Raw genomic sequence first — 23,438 nt, 5'->3', positions numbered from 1 at the left:
TTGGTTTTTAAAGATAGTCTAAATTGTATGTTTTCACAAGAAATGTTGACGATTTGTGAATTAATGATCGATTCTTTTGCATAAATACGAATGCGGGGCCTTGGCAGAATTAAAAAATTCTTAAAAAGAAAAATGCAATTGTGTATACTTGTATTGCTAAATCGATTAAAATATGAGTTCAAGACGCCAATTTATTAGACAAGGTATTATTGGAGCAACAGCTATAGGTACTGTAGAGACGTTATCAAGTTTTTCAATTCCGCAGAAGCGGTCGGGAATGAAACCGATCGTTATTTCAACTTGGGACTTTGGTATCGCGGCAAATCAGGCGGCATGGGAAGTGCTAAAAAAAGGCGGAAAAGCAATTGATGCCGTAGAGCAGGGAGTGCGTGTACCGGAAGCTGATTTAAAAAATATGACAGTAGGAAAAGGTGGATATCCAGATCGCGATGGTATCGTTACCTTAGATGCCTGTATCATGGATTCAGAAGGAAACTGTGGTTCCGTAGCGGCCTTAGAGCATATCGCACATCCAATTTCTGTAGCTCGTCTGGTAATGGATAAAACACCACATGTGATGCTTGCAGGAGATGGTGCATTGCAGTTTGCGCTGGAGAATGGTTTTGAAAAAGAAGACCTGCTTACCCCAGAAGGAGAAAAAGCATGGAAAGAATGGTTAAAAGAAAAGAAATATAAACCGGTTATGAATATTGAGAACAAGTCATTCGCGGTCGAGCGTTTGCCAGGTAATCAGTATAATCATGATACAATAGGTATGCTTGCATTGGATGCTCAAGGAAATCTATCTGGTGCATGTACAACAAGCGGTATGGCTTTTAAGATGCATGGCCGGGTAGGAGATAGCCCGATTATCGGAGCTGGACTTTATGTAGACAATGAAGTAGGCGGGGCCACTTCTACAGGAGTAGGAGAGGAAGTCATTCGTACAGTAGGTAGTTTTTTAGTGGTCGAATTGATGCGTCAGGGATATTCACCGGAAGATGCCTGCAAAGAAGCTGTAAAACGTATTGTTAAGAAGAAACCTAATATTGCAAAAGATATTCAGGTAGGATTTTTAGCATTGAATAAAAAAGGTGAATATGGATCTTATGCTTTGCAAAAAGGATTCTCATACGCTGTATGTCATAACGAAAAGCAGGATCTGCTGATTCCAGGTTCCTATTACTACAAATCATAATTTTTCAAAATCAGTAAACTATTATGACGCTTTTTCTGTCATTTAATTTCTAAGTTTCCTCAATTATTTATTTTTTGATGGTGGAGGAGAGATCGATAAATTTGAAAGTTTGTAATTTTACTAAACAAATTTATCTAAGTTTGAATATAAAATATATTAAAATATGAAAGCAACATTTGGAGGCGGCTGTTTTTGGTGTACGGAAGTTATTTTTCAAAATACTGAAGGTGTAAAATCCGTTTTACCAGGATATATGGGCGGGCTAAATGATAATCCTACCTATGAGCAGGTATGTACAGGTACCACAGAACATGTTGAAGTGGTACAGATTGAATACGATGAAGATCTTGTTAATTACGAAGAATTATTGAAGATCTTCTTTAAAACGCATAACCCAACGACGTTAAACCGTCAAGGTAATGATGTCGGTACGCAATATAGATCGGTCGTATTTTTCCACGATGAGGAACAGGAAATACTCGCTAAGAATTTTATTGATGAGTTAGATAGTGAGGATGTTTTTGAAGATCCTATTGTGACTACTGTAGAGCCAGCGGTTACTTTTTGGGTAGCAGAAAACTATCATCACAATTATTTCAATACGCATCCTGAAAATCCTTTCTGTTCTGTTGTTATTGCACCAAAACTTCAAAAATTCATCAAAGAGTTTAAAGATTAAAAGATTTTAGAACATAAAAAAACCGCTTAATAGCGGTTTTTTTATGTTCTAATATAGCTGTAAAGTTATTTGCTTCTAAGCTTTAAAATAACTCAATCTGTCCGCCATTATCCGTTTGGATATCGTCAGGATTTGTTATTTCCAATTTAATATCACTTTGGCTATTCGTTGCTTCAGCTGTCTTTTCCGTTTCCTCACCAGATTCAGAAGTTTCAGTAGGAGCTGTCACCTCTTCCTTGGCATTCACGGCCAGATCAATTTCATCAGTAGTCAGTTTAACACTCTTCACCGTATGAAAGGATAGGCGGTTACCTTGCGCTTTCAAACCTTTGACATCAATAATTTCATTCAAAGGTTGATCTAAACTCTCCTCTGTCTGCGATTTTCCTTTCAGAACTTCCAGGTGTACCACAGGATCTGTACTGTTTGTCAGCACGATAAGTTTTGATCCAGGTTCGTCATTAATAAATGACACACTTTTACCGACAGGAATATCATCAAATTTAAATCGCTTCACATAGTAGGTGCCCGATTTACCATCTTGATGGATTGCAGTATAAACATGATCAGGGAAGTATTTCTCGATGCGAATCATCTTATCATCGAAATAATTGCTCAGATCAAAATTAGACAGCTCGTAAGTACCGTCCGACATGACGATCAAGATTTTGTCGTCACCATCAAACTCCCCTAAATATTGACCTCTTTCATCAGCATTTAAACGTTTGGTGATTTTATCAAACCAGATCTTACGGCCAGCTAAGGTCGAAACCCCAGCGCTTTTGAACGTGATCTTTTTAACCGGATATTTCGAAACAATATTTCCTTGAGATGCACGGCCTTTGATGGCTATTTCAGCAAAATTCATGTCGAAATTAAGCTTTCTTAATTTCGTATGTGGCTTCAGTTGAATATTGACTACCTCTGCCTCTCCATTCGGATTTGCAGTGAAGTAAGTTACTTTAGAACCCTTTGATCCTTTGCTGATGTCATATTCTTTATCACGCGTCACGCCGACAACAGCAAAACGTTTGATGAAACTTGTACCCGTGTCTCCTTCTTTATAGATGGCATTGTAAATTGTTCGCTCATCGCCCTTTTTAAAGACAGCGACATGGATGATATCTTTTCCGACAAATACTTTGTCCTGAATTTTGGTGACTACATATTTGCCATCTGCACGGAAAACAATGATGTCATCGATGTCCGAACAGTCACATACAAATTCATCTTTCTTCATGCCCGAGCCGATGAAACCCTCTTCGCGGTTGACATATAGTTTTGCATTGGCCAAAGCGACCTGTGTAGCTTCAACGCGATCAAAAGCTCTTAATTCAGTCTTGCGGCCACGACCTTTACCATATTTATCACGCAATCTTTCATACCATGCAATTGCATAGTCAGTCAAATGTTTAAGATGGCGTTTAACATTCTTGATTTCATCCTCTAGAGAAGCCATCTGATCATCAGCCTTTTTCACATCAAAGCGCGTGATGCTACTCATCGGTTTATCGATCAATCGCTTATAATCTTCAGGGACGATAGGACGGTAGAACTGGGAGAAAAACGGTTCGAAAAGACCATTTAGCACTTCAACAACCGTATCGAAATCTCCAGCATTTTCGTATTGAGGATGCTTATACATACCCTCTTGAATGAAGATTTTCAGTAAACTGCTAAAGAATATCTTCTCTAAGAGATCATGTAATTTGATTTCAAGTTCTTGTTTTAATAAGTTCTTTGTATTGATGGTGTTTTCAATCAAGATATCATTAACACTCAAAAAGTGCGGTTTATCTTCTTTGATCACACAGGTATTTGGTGAAATGGACACCTCACAGGCTGTGAAAGCAAATAAAGCATCAATCGTAACATCAGGAGATATTCCCGGAGCTAGATGCACTATAATCTCCACAAACTCTGCCGTATTATCTTCGATTTTCTTGATTTTGATTTTCCCCTTATCATTCGCTGCAACAACGCTGTCTATTAATCCACCGGTAGTTGTTCCAAAAGGAATTTCAGTAATCGCTAATGTTTTCTTATCACGCTCCTCAATTTTTGCACGGACACGGATCTTGCCACCGCGTTGGCCTTCATTGTAAGCTGAGCAATCTGCCATTCCTCCCGTTGGAAAATCAGGAAGGATATGTGGTCTTTCGCCATTCAAAACCTGGATGGAACCATCAATTAACTCCAGGAAGTTATGAGGCATAATTTTAGTAGCCAAACCTACAGCAATACCTTCGGCACCCTGAGCCAACAATAGCGGGAATTTGACAGGTAACGTAACCGGTTCTTTATTACGGCCGTCATAACTCAATTGCCAGTTTGTTGTTTCTGGATTGAAGACAACATCCAGAGCAAACTTCGATAGACGTCCTTCGATATAACGAGGAGCAGCAGAAGCATCTCCGGTAATAGGATCACCCCAGTTCCCCTGACAGTCAATCAGTAGGTTTTTTTGACCGATCTGAACCATAGCATCGCCGATTGAAGCATCACCATGAGGATGATATTTCATCGTGTTACCGATCACATTTGCGGCTTTGTTATATCTTCCGTCATCCATCTCTTTCAATGAATGCAGGATACGTCGTTGTACAGGTTTAAAACCATCATTGATATGAGGTACAGCGCGATCTAAAATAACATAAGATGCATAGTCCAAAAACCAGTTTTCATACAAACCCGAAAGTGGAATTGTTTTACTGTTATTTGTCTGTTCGTTATTTAATTCTTCTTGATTATCGTCTGCAGGATAGTTTGTTTCTTCACTCATGTAATCAATAATATGGTGTTTTTATTCTAATTTGCTGCAAGAAAGCATCGTTTTTTGCAAGCGTAAAAATACGAAAAGCATTTCGTTTTATCCAAAGGATATACAAATAGATTTACATTGAAAATTTCAACATTCAAAAGTGGCATTCTAAATTCAGAAAAGATGCATTCAGGTCTTATTTAGCATCTTCAACCCGATCATACCAATAACAGTCCATGTCCCAGATGGTAAACTTAAAAGTATCCGTAATCTTAAATCCAGCCTTCTCCAATACATTTCGCGAGCCTTGATTATCGACGTGCGTAATGGCATGGAGAGGTATATGCGTCATGTTTTCATAGTAAAAGGCAATACAGGCCAATGCCGCTTCTGTGGCATAACCTTTACCCCAGGACTCTTTACGGTAGCGATAGCCAAAGTCTAGAAAATTGACCCGATCATTCATCGGTTCGTCGATAAATTTAAATCCGGTCCAGCCTATAAATTGATTTGTTGCTTTTTCAATAACAGCAACACGTCCTGTACCATATGCTTCATATTGCTGCAGCAAACTAAGAATATAATCTTTTGCCTCTTCACTCGATTTTAAAGGAGATCTGTTTAAATAGAGATGAACTTCCGGTTGCGAATCCATCGCATAGAATTCTTCAACATCATCTAAAGTTATCGGACGAATAAGTAGTCTCTCCGTTTCGAGTGTAGGTACGTATTTCATAAAAATATTATTTAAAGTAAAGTTAATAGAAATTAATTATCTTCAACTATTTAAAGCTTAGTGAAGAAAATGGATACAATGGGGAGAGAAATTGTTGATTACTTACATCAGGCAGATTTTTCGGCAGTCGTACAACTAGCATTTCTAGGGAATTTTCTGCTATTTTTCTTATCCATTACATTTTATGCTGTGGCGCACTATCTGTATAACAGCAAGCAGGAGTTGGTTGAGCGTCATCCCATATTGAAAGCAGATATTGGAAATGCAATTTTAAATATCTCCCTTAATGCGGTTGTTGCCATTGCGGGCATTTATATGTTAAGAATTGGATGGATTAAAATAGTTGATCTTGATTGGAAGGTATTTCCAATCAAATTTTTAGGCGTTTTGTTTCTTGTGGATTTTTTGATGTTTATACTGCACTGGCTTGTTCACAAATCCATTTTATATCGTTATTTTCATTATAGGCACCATACCTTCGAACGTACAAATGCATTGAGTCTCTTTGTGATGCATCCACTAGAAAATGTGATGTTCGGAGCTATTCTGATCATCACCTTTATGTTAATTCCCTGCGATATTTTTACAGTTGGTTTTTATCTAGGATTCAATCTCTTGTGGGGAATATTAGGACATATTGGGTTTAATCTGTTAGAGTTTAAAAATCGATGGATCACCAATGGTCTTTTTCATATGAATCATCATCATGATATTCATGTCAATTTTGGTTTTTATACCTCAATCTGGGATAGACTCTTCCAAACTCATCGGGAATCCTGAAACCAGGAATACACTAAATTCAGCAATGTCAATCATCAAAAATCCGGTTGCAATAAAAGATCATATAAAACAATTCGTCCAAGAATCATCTTTCAGATCCTTGGACGAATTGTTTTATCACTTAGTAAAAGAGTATTTACAGTTTTTTATCTGTACTGTTTGTATCATCCTGCGAAGCCGATTCCACAACAGTTGGTGTAAGAAACTTTTTAGGTTTCCGTACAATTCCCCATTTTTGAAGCAGTTCCTGTGTTGCATTTCGTTTGAGATGCTCTTTTTCAGGCTCACCGATTAAATATCCGAAAGGCTCCATGCTAGGGATCGCATCAAAAATCACCTTTAAGGTTGCGAACATCGGTAGCGCTAGAATTAATCCTGCTAAACCAAAAATCATTCCGCCCAGTAGAATAGCAATAATGGCCATCAGGGGATTGATACTTACTTTGCTGCCGACGATATTAGGAGTAATAATATTACCTTCTAAAAATTGGACCACCTGGAACCAGGCAATCACACCGACCGCATATAAAGCGCTATCTTTTGTCGCCAACGCAAACAAAGCCGGTAAGATTGAGCCAATAGCGATACCGATATAAGGCAATAACATGAGCAAAGAAGCCATAGAGCCGAAAAACCAGGCGTATTGAATACCCATCAACATGAGACCTACTGTATTCAGCACAGCGACAATTCCCATCACCATTACAAGCCCCAGACAATAACTTTGTACTACCTCATAGATTTTGCTCAGTACAGCATGAATTTTCTTGTTATCCGTGTTTTTGAACGATTTAAAGAAAAACTCTTTAAAAAAATCACGGTAGTAAAGGAGAAAGAAAATAAAGATAGGAACTAAGATAACACCAGCTAATGTACTTCCGATTGAACCAAAAGCTGTTGACATATAACCACCCACATTTTCTAAAGCATTATTTCCTTGCTCTTTCATCTTTTGAATCACCTCACTTCGCTCTAATCCGAATTGAGATTGAATCCAGTTCTGTATCGATTCTACAGCAGCCAATACTTTTTCCTGAATCGCTACAGCATCTTTTCCAATGATAATACTTTGATGTACAATAAACCATATCAAAGTGCTGATAATTAAGATGGCAATAATAACAGCCATGATAGAAGCGGCCGCCTTCCCAAATCTCAATTTATTTTCAAAAAAAGATGCAATCGGGTAGAGCGTCATTGAAAGAATGATCGCAAAAAGTAACGGTACGATAACACTTTGAGTAACATATAAAAATCCGATGATTAATGCTAGGGCAAACAAACTTGAGGCAAGCTCAACTGAATACGGTTTTTTTCCTGATTTACTTTCCATATATGACTGCTAACAAATAAAGGGTTAATCTTAATTGAGAATACAATTAAGCTTTTTTCTTTCTATAGCTAAATCCTTGCCAAAAAAACATATAGAGTAAAGCGATACCTAAAAACAAAGCGTTAAAATACATCACTTGCGGTATCCGGGTGATAATATCCTGATAGTACATCCCTGCAAATAAGGCACCTAAACCAATACCTGCCTCCATCGATATGTACATCGTCGCTACCGCACGTCCACGTTGATTATGCTTACCAAGGTCTATAGTCCAGGCATTGATCGCAGGAGATAAGATTCCTGTACCGATACCGTATATACTTGCACCTAACATCAGCTTGTTAAAGGAATCTCCCTGTCCGATGAGGAACAATGAAATACCAACAATGAGTAAACCGATCATAATTACTTTGGTACGTCCATATTTATCCGATGCTTTTCCAGATATGAAGCGGATCAAAATTGATGCAATCGTATATGCAGCAAAGAATATCCCTTTGTTGCTCAGGTTGAGGTGATCACTCCAATCGGGGATTAATGTCAATATGGCTCCGAATGCGGAGTAAGATAGAAACGTTACAATTCCCGCTGGCAATACACCGATATCAATGATGTCGGTACGCGAGATTTTGAACATGGATAAATTGAGCTTTTCTTTTTTTGCAACTGTTTCCTTCATATTCATGACAATAACAATAGAAAGAAGTGCAAAAAGAGATGAGCTATAGAACATGATATTGATACCAAAGTATTGGAAAATTGCACTACCGATAGCGGGACCTACTGCACCACCAATTGCAAAACAGAGACCATGCATCCCCAAAGCCTCACCCCACCGTTCGCGCGGAATAATATCAGCAACATAAGCTGAAGTAGCAGTAGGTTTGAAACCTGTCGAAAAACCATGAATCAATCTCAAAAGAAGAAAACCGGAGACTGTGGTGAGTATCGGATACAGAAAACCACATAAAAAACAAACAATAGATCCGATGGCCATAACCGGTACGCGTCCCCATCGATCGGTCAATTTACCACTGAAAGGACGTGAGATACCAGCTGTTAAAGTAAATAGAGCTATGATGAGACCTTTATGTTCAGCACCTCCCATTTGACTCAGGTAGTTCGGAAGTTCTGGAATAATCATATTGAAACTTGCAGAGAAAAGTAACGAACTCAGACAGAGAAGGGCAAATTGTAATGTATAAATGGATTTATTTTCAGTCATGGTAAACGGACTCTTGTTTGTGTAAAAAATGAATCGCCTTCTTTTTGAAGAGAAGGCGATGTCTTATAATTTTTTTGTTCGCGCTATTTCCGAACAAAAGATCGTGGTTGCTACAGCGACATTTAAAGATTCTGCCTCACCGATCCTCGGAATCGTGACAGGTTTGTCGACCAATTCGATGAGCTCATCCGAAATCCCATTTCCCTCATTTCCAAGAACAAGGAGACCTTCATCTCTCCAGTCGGTTTCGTAAATACTATCGCCGTTGAGTAAAGCACCAAAAACAGGTAATTTAGCGTCTTGAATAAAAGCCTTTAAATCGAGATAATGGATCTCGATACGTGAAAGAGAACCCATTGTAGCCTGGACGACTTTAGGGTTATAAGCATCGACAGTACCGATCGAACAAAGGATCCGTTGAAAACCAAACCATTCAGCTGTGCGGATAATGGTGCCGAGATTTCCAGGATCCTGGATGTCATCCAATAGTAAGGTGTGCTGTCCTTTGAAATCTTTTATGGCTAAAGCCTCCTGTTTCGGTATATGTACTAGAGCTAGTATACCCTGCGGAGATTTTAAGCCGCTGATTTTTTGAAATTCGTTTTCAGTCAGCACATAAGATTTTATTTTTCCCGATATTTTACCCACTTTTGCGAGTACATCTTCTGTATAAAATAAGCTGTCAACTTGATAAGAGGAAGATAGAAATTCGATAACAGATTTTATTCCTTCGACAATAAAAAGACCATGTTGTTTGCGAAACTTTTTATTTTGAAGTGATGATATTAGAGTAATTTGTGCTTTTGACAACATTTTTTAATGATAAATAATCAACGCCTTTTAGCTTTTACAAGTATAACGCTTTTGTTGCTAATTTTCACATCTTGCCGTACAGCACGTTTCTTAAATGAGGACCAAGCTTTGGTAGATCATGTGGATATCCATGGCGTAAAACCTGAACTCAAAGAAACAACCTCACTCTATATCTCGAATGAGATTAAGGTCAATTCGCGGGTTAACTTATTTATCTATAATCTTTTTAATACAAAAGATGGAAAATATAAGAAACGTAATATCAGAAATGTCGGTGAAGCCCCCCATTTATTAGATTCTGGTTTAGTTGATTTATCTGCGACACAGATAAAACGATTTTTATTTACAAAAGGTTATTTTGGTGCTAGCGTAACACCTGAAATAGCAGTTAAGAAGAAAAGAGCGACCATTCATTTTAATGTTACTCAGGGCGATCCCTACTACATGAGTAAAATTACGTACAACTTTGCAGATCCTATAGTTGCCGACCTTTATAAAAAAGAAGTAAAACCAGCTACAGTTATCAAAGAAGGAGATCAATATGATGCGGTAAACCTGATCACAGAAAGAGAAAAATTGTATATGGCTATGCGTGATCATGGCTATTTTGATTATATCCGTCAATACATGCGTGTCGCTGTAGATTCGATGTCAAAGAAAAATCAATTAAATTTAGAAGTGCAGGTTGAAAATCCAAGCGATTCAACAAAACATCAGGCATATACCATCGATAATATCTTTGTTACTATTCGAAATTTTGGAACTGCAAAGAAAGAAATTAAACAGACATTCGACAGCATCAACAATATCCATTTCAAAGATGAGACAAACAATTTTCGTCTGAAACCATTGACCCGATATATGTATATCAAATCTGGGAATCCTTACAATCTGACGAAAGAAAATCTTTCTTACGATCGTTTGTACGAAATGAATGGATTTCGTAGTGTTAAAATTCATTATCAAAAGACAGATTCAAACAAATTGGATGCATTCTATGAGATGGTACCTCGTCCGTTGATGGGAAATCAGATTGAAGGTGAATTTACACTGAGTTCAGGTATGAGCGGTTTTAATATCGGAAATACATTTTCACATCGTAATATCTTTGGCGGAGCCGAACTATTGGAAGTAAAATTACGTTATGGTATTTTGTTTGACCCTAGACTTAGTGGTAGCATTTCTAACAAAATCTTTAATAATGATATTCAGATCGGTGTAAATCTGATTGTCCCACGTATGATGACACCTTTTCCTGTTAGCAATACCGCACAGTATGGTTTAGCCAAAACGACTTTTTCGACGAGCTTACAAATCTTCAATCAGGATGCCACCTATTCAAACCGTTACTTTATCAATACATTAAATTACTCCTGGCACGAATCTGCAAATAAATTCCACAGCTTTACGCCAATTGTGTTAGAATATAGACAAGGACGTTTAAATGATAATTTTGCTCAGAACCTGATAGATCAGGGGTACTTATTATATGTACGAAGTAATAACCGCGAGTATTTTGGTCTGGGATCCCAGTACGCATTCACTTATAACGCCAAGAAGCTGACCAAGAAGGAAAATTTTAATTATTTCAAAGGCTCAGTAGATTTAAGTGGTAATATTTTAGATCTTGTAAGCCGGGTAGTTAAGTTTGACCGGACGGCGGATGGCGAAAAAAAGGTTCTTGGAGTACCTTATTTGCAGTATGCCAAAACGGAATTAGACTATCGTCTTTATCGTAATCTAGGGGGCAATAGACAATTTGTTTTTAGAATCAATCCAGGTATTGCTATTCCTTATGGAAACAATTCGACGCTCATGATTTTCGAAAAAAGCTTTTACGGTGGCGGAATGAATGGCATGCGTGCCTGGCAAGCTCGGACATTGGGTCCCGGAAATTATAATCGCGAAAGTGTCAATGAAGACTTACGGTTGAACCTTCGGAACTTAGATCAATTGGGGGAAATCAAAATTGAAGGAAATGCTGAATATCGTTTCCGCATATTAAATAGCGTATTAGGAGCTAAGATGAATGGTGCTACCTTCGTTGACTTTGGAAATGTCTGGCGATTAAAAGAAAATGAATTAAATCCAGGAGGAGAGTTTAAGTTTAATAAATTTTTAAGTCAGATTGCAATAGGAACAGGTTTTGGACTTCGTTTTGATTCCGACTATTTTATTATCCGATTGGATGCAGGACTTAAAGTTAAAGATCCGCAATTCTCAGGAAGCGATCAATGGGTTTTAAAACATTTTTTCGATTCCAAAGAATTTAAGGATCAGTATTACCAGACACATAGACCTGACCGTTATAATTTTATTCAGTATAACTTTGGTATTGGATTGCCTTTTTAGAAAATTAAGTTTTTTAAACTTGCAAAAATAGATTCTATAATAGACGAGATATTTAGGCCCTGCGAGTGATTGAAGAAAAAGAAACATACAGCCAGTACAATTGCCGTTAATAATAGTTTCTTAAATGCATAAGCAATAAGTAAGATCACTGCCGGGATAATGAGAAACATAAGTCCGCTGATTGCAAATGCTGACAATCCTTTGTCAGATTTATAGATATAAAATAGTCGACCTTTTGATCTGTCTTGATTCTTATGTTTGAAGAATACAAATGTTGAGGATTCAATTTTATCATTTGGAACCCCAATTCCATCGTGGAACTGTAAGTCCTGGGTAAACCCATTAATGCTAAACTTATACGTACCGTTGATACGTTCATTTGTCTTCTCTGCCGAATCTACAGCTATAATGGCAAGTTTCCCATTGCCTGATAAATTTTCTTTTACTATAAAATTCTCTATTTTTTGCATTTGTGCATGCCCTAAAAATGGAATTAACAGCAGGAGAAACAATAGTTTTTTCATTATTAAATTTGTTTTTTAACGGATATCAAGCGATCATGATCTGCACTTAGCTATCTGTAAGATCATGATGGTTTCATTATTAAATTTGTTTTTTATCAATAATGAAGCAATCATAAATCCAGTATTCTTCAAGATTTGAACTGATTTAGTTCATGATGTTTCATTAAAAATTGTTTGCGTTGCAATTTTAGACATTTTCTATCTCTTTATAAAATAGATAGCCTTAATAATTCAATAAATGTTTTTGTTATTTTATTTCCGAAACAATGAATAATTTGTACCTTTGTCTTGTAAAAAAATTAAATCGAAATGGCAGAAACAGTACAACATAGAGAACCAAAAAAGACTGATAATAACGCAAATCAAACTCATTATTACAAGACTTTAACAATAGCTATCGTTTTGGGTCTTATAGGAGTATTCATTAGATTTGTACCAGATGTTTGCACAAACTTTGATCAACATGTATCGATGTTTTCAGCAATAGCTAACATTAGCCTTGTAGTAGCATCTCTTATCGCTTTTAGAACAGTTTTTGGAATTTTAGGATTCGGAAAAAATAAATAAGTCTTTATAAAAATATAGTAAACGTCAATTCGAAAGAATTGACGTTTTTTTTACGCTGTTTTTCTTCGAATTGCCTTGGTACGGTTCCATCTAGATGACAGGTAACCCCCTTTTGGAGGTTAAGATATAACAAAGCATAGGGTTAAAAGTTTTAAATATTTACTTACCCGCGCCAAGATAAAATGTCGAAAAAAAAATACGCTGTTTCCCGTAAGAGAAACAGCGTATTTTTTTATAGTACGAATAGCAATTAATTATGCAAATAATGACCAAGTTCCCCAAGGAATACGAGCTAAGATTAAGATTAATCCAAGAATGTAAAAAATCAAAACAGTTTTGTTAGCTTGTTTGGCATCAGTCAATTTTTTAGCTTTTATATAACCAATAGAAATTAACACAATCGCGATAATCATCGTAAGCGGATGCTCGATAATTTTAAAACGCATCGTAGGGTCTTTCATAATAGAACCTGAGATCATGGATGGGTATTTTAATACGAAGAATAAAATCAATCCAATTAATAATTGCAAGTGAGAGGCGATAAAACCTAACAGCGCAATTTTTCTATTATACGGTTTGTTACCTGAGAAGTTTACAAAGGTAATGATGATTGAAACAATCAGAGCTAACAATAAGATAATTGCTAATGTCGAGTGTAAGTGTAACATAATTTCTTCTTTAATTAATTCTTTGAATACAAAAGTATAAAATAACTAACGCTTTTCGCCTATTTCTTTAAATTCAGATTTTTCTTTCCATTTCGGGAAAGTCGCTTCTTGACTTAAGGTATAACCAATATCAAAAAATAGTCGAATATCGGCTAACATACCTTCAAAATTCCACTCCGGAATCACTTCATCGTTGACAGCATGATAACGGCCCTCCAATGCTTTTTTTCGTTTTTTAGTAATGGACCGATCTTTTTCCAGATAATCATTTCCACTACCAGCATAAAATGCAGGAACACCAACCTTCGCAAAATTGAAATGATCAGAACGATAGAAGCCTCCGGATCCAGGATTGCCCTCTGATTTCGTATAGCGGTCAAATTTGAGAGCAGAACGTTCGGCGTAGTCATCCATATCCGATTGCCCTTTTCCAACAATAGATACATCTTTGGTAGCACCCGCAGCACTGAAGGCATCCATATTGATATTAGCAACTGTTTTATTTAAAGGGTAAATCGGATTTCGAACATAATAATCCGATCCCAGTAATCCGTCTTCTTCCGAAGTCACAGCAAGAAATACAATGGAACGTTCGGGAGCTTTTTTAGCGGCTTTAAAAGCTTTTGCAATCTCAAATAGTGCCGCTACCCCAGCAGCATTATCAATGGCACCATTATAGATTGAGTCTCCATTGACTGCTTCACCAATGCCGAGATGATCCCAATGTGCGGTGTAGATAATATTTTCATCTTTACGGCTTTTACCTTCAAGTCTGGCGATGACATTATTTGACTTTGATCTTTTTATTTTATTGCTGACCTCAAAATTTGATGTTATTCCCAAAGGAACTGCTTTGAAGCCTTTTTTCTTCGCATTTTCCATTAGTGAGTCATCATAACCTGCTAGTTTAAAAAGCTTGGATGTACTTTCTGTCGATAACCATCCTTCCACTTGTGCATATTTATGAGGGTCTCCCACATTATCTAAGTCCATCTGTGGCGCATTTCCCCAGCCTGTACGGATCACATTCCAACCGTAACTAGCTGCCTTTGTCTGATGGATTATCATAACGCCTGCGGCACCTTGACGTGCTGCTTCTTCATATTTGTATGTCCATCTTCCATAATAGGTCATTGTATCGCCTTTAAATAGAGACTTATCATAATGTCCGGGATCATTGACCATGACAACGACAGTCTTTCCCTTTACATCAAGATCTTGATAATCATTCCACTGATATTCCGGAGCAACGATACCAAATCCTACAAAAACGAGCTCTGTATTTTTCAATTCCACATGATCCTGCAGACGACGGCTTGTTACCACATAATCTGTAAGATTATTTAGTGTGAGCTCGTCTTGCGAAGATTTTAAAGATAGGCTTACATTGGGAGTGGAGGTAATCTCTACCATCGGAACTTCCTGAAAGTAACTGTTGCCATTACCTGGTTTTAGTCCTAGTGCTTTAAATTGAGCCGCGATATAGTTGGTCGCCAAAGTATCCCCTTTTGTAAAGGGTTTTCTACCCATAAATTCATCCGATGAAAGTTTGAGGATGGTGCTCTTATAGCTTTTTTCAGTGATGCTGCTGAGAGCTTTTTGATCGAGGGTATTTTGCTTCGTTTGCGCTGATACAAGATGCAGCATACCCATGCATGCTATACCTAACGCTATGTATTTAAATTGTTTTTTCATGTTGATGTGTTGTTTCAATAGGATAAATCTCCGCAATAGGATGGAAAAGATAAATTTTGTTACTGCTCAATTCTACGCATTTGTAGCGCTTTCTCACTTTTTCCTGCTTTTGAAATACCCGGCCATTCTGTAATTTGAAATGACTTTTTTCAGGTAACATTTCAACAGTTAATATCTGATCGGCATGTTTGTCAAATTTTTTAAGGGTACGAAAAAGATGAAGATCAGTACAACTGGATGCTGCCGGATTTGCTAAATATTGCGCTACAGCCGTGGCAATTTCAGCAGGAAAAATCTGAAGCCCTAAAAATGGATTCATTAAATTTTGAAAATTAGACTTCCATTCACTACCATGCGGCTTCACAGCATGTTTATGCTGTTGCCAAGTCTGCAGATGTGCAAACTCATGAATGGTGGTGATCAAGAAGGAATAGGGGTTGAGATCATGATTCACCGAAATGCGATGGCCAGCCGTACGAAAAGGTGCACGATAATCACCAAGTTTTGTACTTCGGGTTTTAGATATTTTGAATAAACAGCCCGTATCATTGATCCATCTGGAGATAATGGGAGCAGCCTCTTCGGGCATAAATCTTTTCAATGTAGCACTATAATCCTGCATAACACAAACATAACTTTTTTTATTATTATAGCACTTATGCAAAAAGAAATTAAAAAATAAAAGCCGCACTATAACTAGTGCGGCTTTAAAAAAAGAATACTTTAATAAATGTTTACCTGTTTATCTTTTGGATATTTTAAACTATAGCCAAATCGGATCTTTTTACTAGCGCCAGCAGGAACTGTGACATTCCATTTCAGTATACCGGTCTCTTTTGTTAATTCGGCACCGTCATGGTCATCGACTGTGATTTCCATCGATTTGTCTGTCGAAATTGGTATCTGGTCCTGCAGGTTGATGGTTACACTGCTCTTCTTATTATTTTTTATGGTGATCTCATACACCAAGCTTTGTTTTTTGCTTCCGCCCAATATTTTGGTTTGAGATAGATCATTCACCTTGTCACGCTTAATGCTGATCATCTTGTCTCTCCCCATGCTCATTTTGAGCGTATCGGTAGACATATTTGGATCAATAAAGGTCTTGCCAACCAGCATATTTTCAAACATGACATTTGCAATTCCGGGCATCAGATTTAGTTTTTCGTAATCTGTTAATTCCGCCATGAGATAAACGCTAGGATCTAAGCGAGGTATCGCTACATAATTGTAATTTGCCGGATGCTTGTATTCTTTTAACGATACACTATGTGGCTTGCCGTTGGATGCAATATCGTATGGGATAGTAATATCAAATGTCGTATTCAGCTGATTTTCGTTTTGCTGCGTATAAGCATTGATACCATTTGTTCCCCGAATGCGGATATTTTTTTTGTCACTTATGGTAACGACCTCATCAAGCACAAGGCCTGAAGCCTTATTTTGCAAAGCTTGAGGAAGCGTGGGCTGATTATAATACAGTTGCCAAGGAACTAGCGTTGGCGCTATTCCGTATTGAGACGGAGCACCTGTTGACAAGGTCAGATGAACCTGTTTCCAGTCGATCCCGGTTTCTTGCGTGACATTCGCTTTGTAAATGATTTCCAACGGTGCAGTAGTACTAGCGGATCGTAGATCATATGATGCATTCCAGGATGCCTGTGAAGATGTGTACGTAATGTCGAAAGGTTGATTTCCAGCTTGGTTATTGATAACCTGAACAATCAGTTGTCCCCCTGAACCTGTTGTTTGTCCCTGTACCTCTTCTAGCTGGACTTTTGCTCTGTTAACGACATCTTGCTGGCTAACGATTTTATCTTCTAATATCGTAATATTACTTTTCACCTCCAGGTATTTAGTCTTATAATAATCGGCCATTTTAGCAAGTTCAGCAACAGTAGTACTACCATTTGTTCCAGCTATTTTTTGATTGTTTTCCAGTAGTTTTAAGATACTTTCTTCCGTTGCCTTTTGATTTTCAAAAGCTTTTAAAGCGTTAGCCTCCTTTTTGTATAAATTCTCTGCTTGTACAAATGCATCACTTTTGACATCCGCTCCAATATAATTGACGGCTGACCGTACGGACATCACCGTTACGTTAGGAGAGCTTCCGATCTGAATACTGTTTTCATCGATGCCATTTGCAACATGTGTAAATACAAGTTCAGTAGTTCCTGTGGGCAGGTTTACGTTAGCATGATGATTCAGTTCAGCCGCATTGGTATACAGCATAACCTCTTTTAAATCCGTCTTAATAATTTTGGGGCTCTGTGCAAATAAACTGCCACTGATGATGATGCTACCAATTGTTAATGAAATCTTTGTTATCTCCATCTTGTTCATTTAGTAATTTATATAAAGATGCGGTAATTAGTTTTATTTCATAAAAATAATTTGGCGCAGGAATAATGTTGCCCCATGTACCTGGAATAATAGATTGGGAACTGCTAGTATGGATACAATATGCTAGAGATGAATTTTGTTTTAAAAGAAAGAGTAGGTATTTAATAAAAGGCTGATTATCAGTAGGTAAACGGTGGTTTAAGAAATTGTAATTTTAGTTTTAATAAACAAAGTTTATGTTTGCTAAACAAAAGATATTTTCTAACTTTAGTTTTACCAATGTAATGGGACCGAATTGTTCTGGTGATGCAGTGAGTGAAATTCTGTTAAAAAATATAATATATAATACCATGAAAATAAGAGTATTAATAGTAGCATTGTTTATACTGGTTTACGTTAATGTAAACGCACAAAGGGTAGTTATAATTGGCCTTGATGGTTTTAGTACTGAAGGGTTCAACGGTTCTAAACACCCTAATATTGATCGGTTATTTGAAAAAGGACTGATTACGTTGACAAATAGGCCCGTAATGCCATCGATCACATTGCCCAATTGGACAAGTCATTTAACGGGACAGGGACCGGAAGAACACGGTATAACAGCCAACAACTGGACAATGGAAAACCATACATTAAAAGCCATAGAAACAGATGAGCAGGGATATAGTCCGTCTATCTTCAAGGTATTAAAAGATAAAAAAAACAATGCAAAAACAGCATTTTACTACAACTGGGCCGAATTAATCAATCCAATTAACAAAAAATATTTGGATGAAGTCTCCTTTGAGGAAGGGGACAGGTATAAAGATAATTATGCAAAGGCATTGAAATTTATAGAGAAAAATAAAAATGATCCTACTTTAGTCTTTTTGTATAGTGTGCATACAGACCATGCAGGACATGAATATGGATGGATGTCGCCGCAGTATATTACAGCAATTGAAGAGGTGGATGTAGAAATCGGTAATTTCATTGATAAGCTTAAAGAACAAAAGCTTTACGATGACACCTACTTTTTGTTTATTACAGATCATGGCGGTATAAAAAAAGGTCATGGTGGCGTGACTATGAATGAAATGCAGATTCCATGGGCGATTACCGGTCCAAAAATTAAAAATCTAGGGCTTACTGATCAGTTTTTTAATAGTAATAAAAATACCTCTTTGGTACTCGCTAAGCTATTTGGCTTGAAGAATATTCCAAAATCCTGGACGGGAATTGCGCCAACTGTGATTTTTAAATAACGATAAGTTTCTGCTTTCGCTAGGCAGAGATCTGAAAGACAGGTATACGAAAATTTATCGTGCCTGTCTTTTTTTATTGAAAATACTTTTACTGATGATACTTGCCGAAGTGTTCTTTTCCCTTTTGTGCTAATACAAATTAACGCGCGCACTTCGTATACATTCGCTTATTTACCTTGTCTCCCTTACATATATTTTTGTACTGCTATATGGTTATATAGGTTTGTTTTTCTTCCACATACCGCTTATTTATACTAATATAAATAGATTTTCAGCTATTTATATTAGTAAATTATCATTTATTGTTTTATCTTAGTGCTGGAAATTTTTATAGTTAGCTCGTTTTCAGTTAGCTTATAAAAAGATAATATTTATTATCTTTCCGATATTAAATAATTCTTGATGGTAACGGAGAGAGCGATATATTCGTTTAAATTTGATAGCGTTCAAGATTAATCTCATATAAATTAAGTCAAAAAATAGACACATAAAAAAATATGCTAGCGAGATTAGATATTAAGAATTACGCATTGATTGACGAATTATCAATTCAATTTGATAAAGGATTGAATATCATCACAGGTGAAACCGGTGCGGGTAAGTCAATTATCATGGGTGCGCTATCCCTTATTTTAGGAAGTAGGGTAGAAGGAAAATATTTTTTTAATCAAAATAAGAAATGCAGCATTGAAGGTTTTTTTCAAATTGAAGCATACGATCTGAAAGGTTTTTTTCAGGAACATGATCTGGATTATGAAAATGAAACCATTATTCGTCGTGAAATTAGTGTAGATGGTAAGTCGCGTGCTTTTGTGAACGATTCACCAGTTACCTTAGCTATCCTTAAAAGTTTAGGTGAAAAGTTGATTGATATTCATTCACAGCATGCCACCTTGCAGATCAATACGGAAGAATTTCAGTTTTTGGTCGTGGATAATGTCGCAAAGTCCACTGCTTTAAAAGCGGGTTACCTAACCTCATTTTTGATGTATAAAAAAGTTAAAAACGAATTAAGAAAGATAAAGGAACAAGCCAAGCAGGCTCATATTGAAGCAGATTTTAATCAATTTCAGTTTGATGAGCTTCATCAAGCATCGCTAACTGCAGATGAGCAGGTAAATTTGGAGGCCGAGCAGCAACAACTTGAGAATGCAGAAGAGATAAAAAGAGGCTTACTTGGTGCCGTACATATCTTAGAGGAGCAGGAGCAGAACGTAATCTTACAGGTGAAAGAATCTTTAGGTCAGTTAGAGTCTGTCGCTTCTTATCTTACAGCTTTGCCCGATCTGGTCAATCGACTTCGGAGTGTCTGGATAGAGGCTAAGGACATTGCTACAGAAATTGGTTATCTGGAGCAGGGAACAAATTTGGATCAGGACAAATTATTGTTGATCAATGAACGTCTGAGTTTGATTTATAACCTTCAAAAGAAGCATCATGTCGATACAGTTGAAGACTTAATAGCAATCAAAGATGCTTTAGAACAAAAACTACTGGATGTTAATAGTCAGGATGAGCGAATTATTGCCTTAGAGAAAGAGTTGACCGAGACTTATCAGCAGGCTTTGGAAAAAGGAAAAGCATTAACAGAATTGCGGAAAAAAGCTTTACCTCAAATTGAAAAGCATGTCGTTTCAATCTTAGCGGAAGTAGGCATGCCCAATGCCAAACTGGAAGTGAAGCTGGAGGATTTAGCGGAAAATGAACTGAAAGAAAATGGAATGAACAGTATCCAATTTCTATTTTCGGCAAATAAAGGACAGGAATTACAGACAATTCATAAGGTTGCTTCAGGTGGAGAGTTATCGCGTGTTATGCTTGCGATTAAATCTTTGATTGCAAAGAGTTCAGCATTACCGACGATTATTTTTGATGAAATTGATACCGGTATTTCTGGTGAAGTAGCATTGAAAGTTGGGGAGATTATGGAGCGCTTAGCCGGAGATATGCAGGTTATTGCGATTTCTCATTTACCTCAGATCGCATCGAAAGGAAGATCTCATTTTAAAGTCTACAAAATTGATGAAGGTGATAAAACAAAATCTAATATTGTGCTTTTAAATCAAGAAGAGCGTATCAAAGAAATTGCTCAGATGTTGAGTGGAATAAAACCTACCTCTGCAGCACTAGCGCATGCTAAGGCCTTGTTAAATATTGTTGATTAGTACGTGTCAGTACTAAAAATCATCTGGTCAATTTTGGTGTGCAGGTATGTTTAAGATAGATAAAGAGCTAACAACATGATCCCTGATAGATTACTTGAATTTTGAACTACTATAAGTTTTTGGCTTCTCAACTTATGCAAAGGTCTTGCATAAGCTGAGATCGCTCATAAAATATAGTATGATATATTAAACATGTTGATCAATTAATTATTTCTATCCTCTTTCAATTTTTTCACTTCACTGGCAAGATCTAAAACCGCTTTACTTAATGCTGCAATAGATTGTGTTTTGATACGGTCTTCCTCAATGAATTTTTCCAGTAGTGCCAATAGTTTGTCTGAGCCATCATTGTTAAAAATGGGTTGTGCATTTTGACCAACTGAATTATCGCTAAATGTAGAATTATTATTGTTTTGTATATTATAGATAACATTTTCGTCTTTAAACGATTTGACAAAATCTGGTGTTACCCCAAGTGCATCTGCCAATTCTTTTAAAAGAGGTTCATCAAAAGCAACCATGTTTTCAAAATCAGAAATACGTTGTTGAGAGTATTTGCTTTTGCATAATTGCCCTAGAGCTTCTTGTTTTATTCCCTGAATTTCCCTTATCCGTTTTATGTTGTTACCGATGTGCATGGTTTCTTTTTTTTCTTCAAAAATAGTGTTCATATGCTATGATTTTATGGATCGGTACTTTACCGGTAAATCGGTAGGATACCATGAATGATTATGGTTGACAAAGTATAAATTTGATTAAAATTACGAAAGTTTGTTGGTAAAGACAAAATTGTAATGTGTTCCTCTGCAAGAGGAATTATAAACCAGATTAAACTACTTAGTTCTTTGACATATTGGTATTGATCGGGATTTAATCTACGATTTGAAGATATTTAATAATGAGGCTTCTTGTGACGCCGTAGGGTGAGGGTAGGTGCCACTCACTGAATACCTTAATAACATTGGTTGTTATTGACCAAAATTTGAAAGGTATATACAACGTTCGCCCATTTCAATTTTTAAAGAACAAGTTTTATTGTTTCTAACCACGATTTGAAAGAGTGCTTAAAATATTTAGAAAGTTTAGAGATTGGACGGTTAGTTTCTAGTTCACCATATAAAATAATTGAGGCTTCTTGTGACGCCGTAGGGTGAGGGTAGGTGCCACTCACTGAATACCGAAAATAGCATTGGTTCTTACTGATCGGATTCGAAAGGTATTTGCAATATAGGTTAATTTCAGCTTTTTACCATTTCTATTTACTGCTCAATCAATTTGAATAGAAGTCGAAATAAATGCTTTGAGGACTAGATAGTTAGGTTTTTTAAGAAATTATATAAAATAATTGAGGCTTCTTGTGACGCCGTAGGGTGAGGGTTTTTTACCACTCACTGAATATTTATCAATAATCTGAAATTTATAAAATGTTCTTGGCAGTAACACTTCATTGTTTAGGTTTAAGTTATATACACAATGCGTCCGCTTACTCGTTAATAAAATTAGAAAATAAGCTGTCAATTTTTTCTGGTCGTATTCTTTAATCTAAAAATATTCACATATAAAAGGTAGCTCTATATTGGAAATACTAAAATTAGACAAAATTGAGGCTCTCTTGATATGGTCATTTCAAACTATTGCCAGTTAGGAACTTATAATATTTATTGCTAAATTTGGTTATGACTACATTTAAAGTATCTGTTCCAGAAGACAAGACTTCTTTTTTCCTCGAAGTACTCGAACTTATAGGGGCTACGTACGAAGCGAAAGAGACTGATTTCAAACTCACTCATGAACAAGAGCAGTTCCTTCTATCGCAGAATGATGTGCCGCTCGAAGATTGCCAGCCTGCTAGTTTAGTTTTCGAAGAGTTGAAGGTCAAATATGGCCTATAGCATACTTATAACTCCTGCAGCAAGAAAGCAAATGGAAGATGCTACCGCATATTATTTGGAGCACGCCTCTAAAAAAGTTGCCTTAAAATTTCTTCAGGACTTTAACAAAGCTGTTGCTGATATTTTGAAAGTCCGATACTTCCGGGTATTTTATCTTAACTTTCGTGGCAGGATGCTAACGAAATTTCCATATATCATTTTTTATACGTTAGATGAGGAGAAAAAGATGATCATAATCAAAGCGGTTTTTCATACCGCACAAACTCCGCAAAAATATCCTCACACACAAATAATTCTTGAGGCTGCTTGTGAAGCCGTAGGGTGAGGGTCATTGCCACTCACTGAATACCGAAGATAACAGTATTGTTATTGATCATAATTTAATGGTATGTGCAATCAATCACGAAGACCATTAGTGGTGTTTACAGCTGATGAAACGATTTAAAGCAATCAAAAAGATATT

At 36.7% G+C, this 23,438-nt stretch carries 20 protein-coding genes; 9 read left to right on the top strand and 11 right to left on the bottom strand.

Annotation, left to right across the window (positions count from 1 at the left end; all coding sequences use genetic code 11):
• Positions 1-172: 172 nt before the first annotated feature.
• Together WH188_RS20720 and msrA are read left to right on the top strand one after the other, a co-directional pair.
• A complete protein-coding gene (locus tag WH188_RS20720; RefSeq protein WP_168128433.1) occupies positions 173-1,198 on the top strand; it encodes an isoaspartyl peptidase/L-asparaginase family protein in 1,026 nt (341 codons plus the stop codon).
• Positions 1,199-1,361: 163 nt separating this feature from the next.
• Complete coding sequence (msrA, locus tag WH188_RS20715; protein ID WP_132772269.1) at positions 1,362-1,877, top strand: peptide-methionine (S)-S-oxide reductase MsrA; 516 nt, start codon at positions 1,362-1,364, stop codon at positions 1,875-1,877.
• Positions 1,878-1,959: 82 nt separating this feature from the next.
• On the opposite strand, the gene WH188_RS20710 is transcribed toward msrA, so the two are convergent.
• Both WH188_RS20710 and WH188_RS20705 read right to left on the bottom strand, forming a co-directional pair.
• The gene (locus WH188_RS20710; protein ID WP_168128434.1) at positions 1,960-4,659 is read right to left on the bottom strand and encodes a DNA gyrase/topoisomerase IV subunit A; all 2,700 of its coding nucleotides are present in this window, start codon (positions 4,657-4,659) and stop codon (positions 1,960-1,962) included.
• 175 nt (positions 4,660-4,834) lie between these two features.
• Positions 4,835-5,374 carry a GNAT family N-acetyltransferase gene (locus tag WH188_RS20705; RefSeq protein WP_168128435.1) on the bottom strand — a complete coding sequence of 180 codons (540 nt, stop codon included), beginning with the start codon at positions 5,372-5,374 and terminating at the stop codon, positions 4,835-4,837.
• Positions 5,375-5,452: 78 nt separating this feature from the next.
• Here WH188_RS20705 and WH188_RS20700 point away from each other — a divergent pair, with 78 nt between their 5' ends.
• Complete coding sequence (locus tag WH188_RS20700) at positions 5,453-6,154, top strand: sterol desaturase family protein (RefSeq protein ID WP_168128436.1); 702 nt, start codon at positions 5,453-5,455, stop codon at positions 6,152-6,154.
• Between the two features lie 136 nt (positions 6,155-6,290).
• Here WH188_RS20700 and WH188_RS20695 read toward each other — a convergent pair whose 3' ends face one another.
• The 3 genes from WH188_RS20695 to WH188_RS20685 all read right to left on the bottom strand — a co-directional run bounded on the left by WH188_RS20695 (position 6,291) and on the right by WH188_RS20685 (position 9,525).
• Entirely contained in the window at positions 6,291-7,487 is a 1,197-nt protein-coding gene (locus tag WH188_RS20695; protein WP_168128437.1) for an AI-2E family transporter, read from the bottom strand.
• Positions 7,488-7,533: 46 nt separating this feature from the next.
• Positions 7,534-8,712, bottom strand: coding sequence for an MFS transporter (locus tag WH188_RS20690; protein ID WP_168128438.1), 1,179 nt, complete (start codon positions 8,710-8,712; stop codon positions 7,534-7,536).
• A 63-nt stretch (positions 8,713-8,775) separates the two neighbouring features.
• Positions 8,776-9,525, bottom strand: coding sequence for a TrmH family RNA methyltransferase (locus WH188_RS20685; protein ID WP_168128439.1), 750 nt, complete (start codon positions 9,523-9,525; stop codon positions 8,776-8,778).
• A 6-nt stretch (positions 9,526-9,531) separates the two neighbouring features.
• On the opposite strand from WH188_RS20685, the gene tamL reads away from it, so the two are divergent.
• Positions 9,532-11,877 (top strand): translocation and assembly module lipoprotein TamL, encoded by a 2,346-nt coding sequence (gene tamL / locus WH188_RS20680; protein ID WP_168128440.1) that lies wholly within the window; start codon positions 9,532-9,534, stop codon positions 11,875-11,877.
• On the opposite strand, the gene WH188_RS20675 is transcribed toward tamL, so the two are convergent.
• Positions 11,874-12,401, bottom strand: a complete 528-nt coding sequence (locus WH188_RS20675; RefSeq protein WP_132772284.1) for a hypothetical protein — start codon at positions 12,399-12,401, stop codon at positions 11,874-11,876. The two genes, tamL and WH188_RS20675, sit on opposite strands and share 4 nt — an antisense overlap.
• A 309-nt stretch (positions 12,402-12,710) precedes the next feature.
• Here WH188_RS20675 and WH188_RS20670 point away from each other — a divergent pair, with 309 nt between their 5' ends.
• The gene (locus WH188_RS20670) at positions 12,711-12,968 is read left to right on the top strand and encodes a hypothetical protein (protein ID WP_021187767.1); all 258 of its coding nucleotides are present in this window, start codon (positions 12,711-12,713) and stop codon (positions 12,966-12,968) included.
• A gap of 254 nt (positions 12,969-13,222) precedes the next feature.
• Here WH188_RS20670 and WH188_RS20665 read toward each other — a convergent pair whose 3' ends face one another.
• The 4 genes from WH188_RS20665 to WH188_RS20650 all read right to left on the bottom strand — a co-directional run bounded on the left by WH188_RS20665 (position 13,223) and on the right by WH188_RS20650 (position 17,665).
• Positions 13,223-13,636, bottom strand: coding sequence for a hypothetical protein (locus tag WH188_RS20665; RefSeq protein WP_021187768.1), 414 nt, complete (start codon positions 13,634-13,636; stop codon positions 13,223-13,225).
• A 45-nt stretch (positions 13,637-13,681) separates the two neighbouring features.
• The gene (locus tag WH188_RS20660; RefSeq protein WP_339424593.1) at positions 13,682-15,331 is read right to left on the bottom strand and encodes a M28 family metallopeptidase; all 1,650 of its coding nucleotides are present in this window, start codon (positions 15,329-15,331) and stop codon (positions 13,682-13,684) included.
• Positions 15,315-15,953 (bottom strand): SprT-like domain-containing protein, encoded by a 639-nt coding sequence (locus WH188_RS20655; RefSeq protein WP_339424592.1) that lies wholly within the window; start codon positions 15,951-15,953, stop codon positions 15,315-15,317. The genes WH188_RS20660 and WH188_RS20655 overlap by 17 nt, the downstream gene beginning before the upstream one ends.
• Positions 15,954-16,054: 101 nt before the next feature.
• Entirely contained in the window at positions 16,055-17,665 is a 1,611-nt protein-coding gene (locus WH188_RS20650) for a DUF4139 domain-containing protein (RefSeq protein WP_339424591.1), read from the bottom strand.
• Between the two features lie 359 nt (positions 17,666-18,024).
• Here WH188_RS20650 and WH188_RS20645 point away from each other — a divergent pair, with 359 nt between their 5' ends.
• Positions 18,025-18,918, top strand: a complete 894-nt coding sequence (locus WH188_RS20645; RefSeq protein WP_168128444.1) for an alkaline phosphatase family protein — start codon at positions 18,025-18,027, stop codon at positions 18,916-18,918.
• Positions 18,919-19,415: 497 nt separating this feature from the next.
• Positions 19,416-21,083 carry a DNA repair protein RecN gene (gene recN, locus WH188_RS20640; protein WP_339424590.1) on the top strand — a complete coding sequence of 556 codons (1,668 nt, stop codon included), beginning with the start codon at positions 19,416-19,418 and terminating at the stop codon, positions 21,081-21,083.
• Positions 21,084-21,286: 203 nt separating this feature from the next.
• Here the strand turns inward: recN and WH188_RS20635 are convergent, their stop codons facing one another.
• Positions 21,287-21,754 carry a helix-turn-helix domain-containing protein gene (locus WH188_RS20635; RefSeq protein WP_168128446.1) on the bottom strand — a complete coding sequence of 156 codons (468 nt, stop codon included), beginning with the start codon at positions 21,752-21,754 and terminating at the stop codon, positions 21,287-21,289.
• Between the two features lie 1,005 nt (positions 21,755-22,759).
• Here WH188_RS20635 and WH188_RS20630 point away from each other — a divergent pair.
• Complete coding sequence (locus tag WH188_RS20630; RefSeq protein WP_132845921.1) at positions 22,760-22,975, top strand: hypothetical protein; 216 nt, start codon at positions 22,760-22,762, stop codon at positions 22,973-22,975.
• Positions 22,965-23,300 (top strand): type II toxin-antitoxin system RelE/ParE family toxin, encoded by a 336-nt coding sequence (locus WH188_RS20625; RefSeq protein WP_168128447.1) that lies wholly within the window; start codon positions 22,965-22,967, stop codon positions 23,298-23,300. The genes WH188_RS20630 and WH188_RS20625 overlap by 11 nt, the downstream gene beginning before the upstream one ends.
• The last annotated feature ends 138 nt before the right edge of the window (positions 23,301-23,438 follow it).

It is taken from the genome of Sphingobacterium sp. MYb388, assembly GCF_037479535.1.
In the GTDB taxonomy this organism is placed as follows: Bacteria; Bacteroidota; Bacteroidia; order Sphingobacteriales; family Sphingobacteriaceae; genus Sphingobacterium; species Sphingobacterium anhuiense.
The sequence above is the reverse complement of the archived record's forward strand: the minus strand, read 5'-3'. Positions and strand labels throughout refer to the sequence as shown.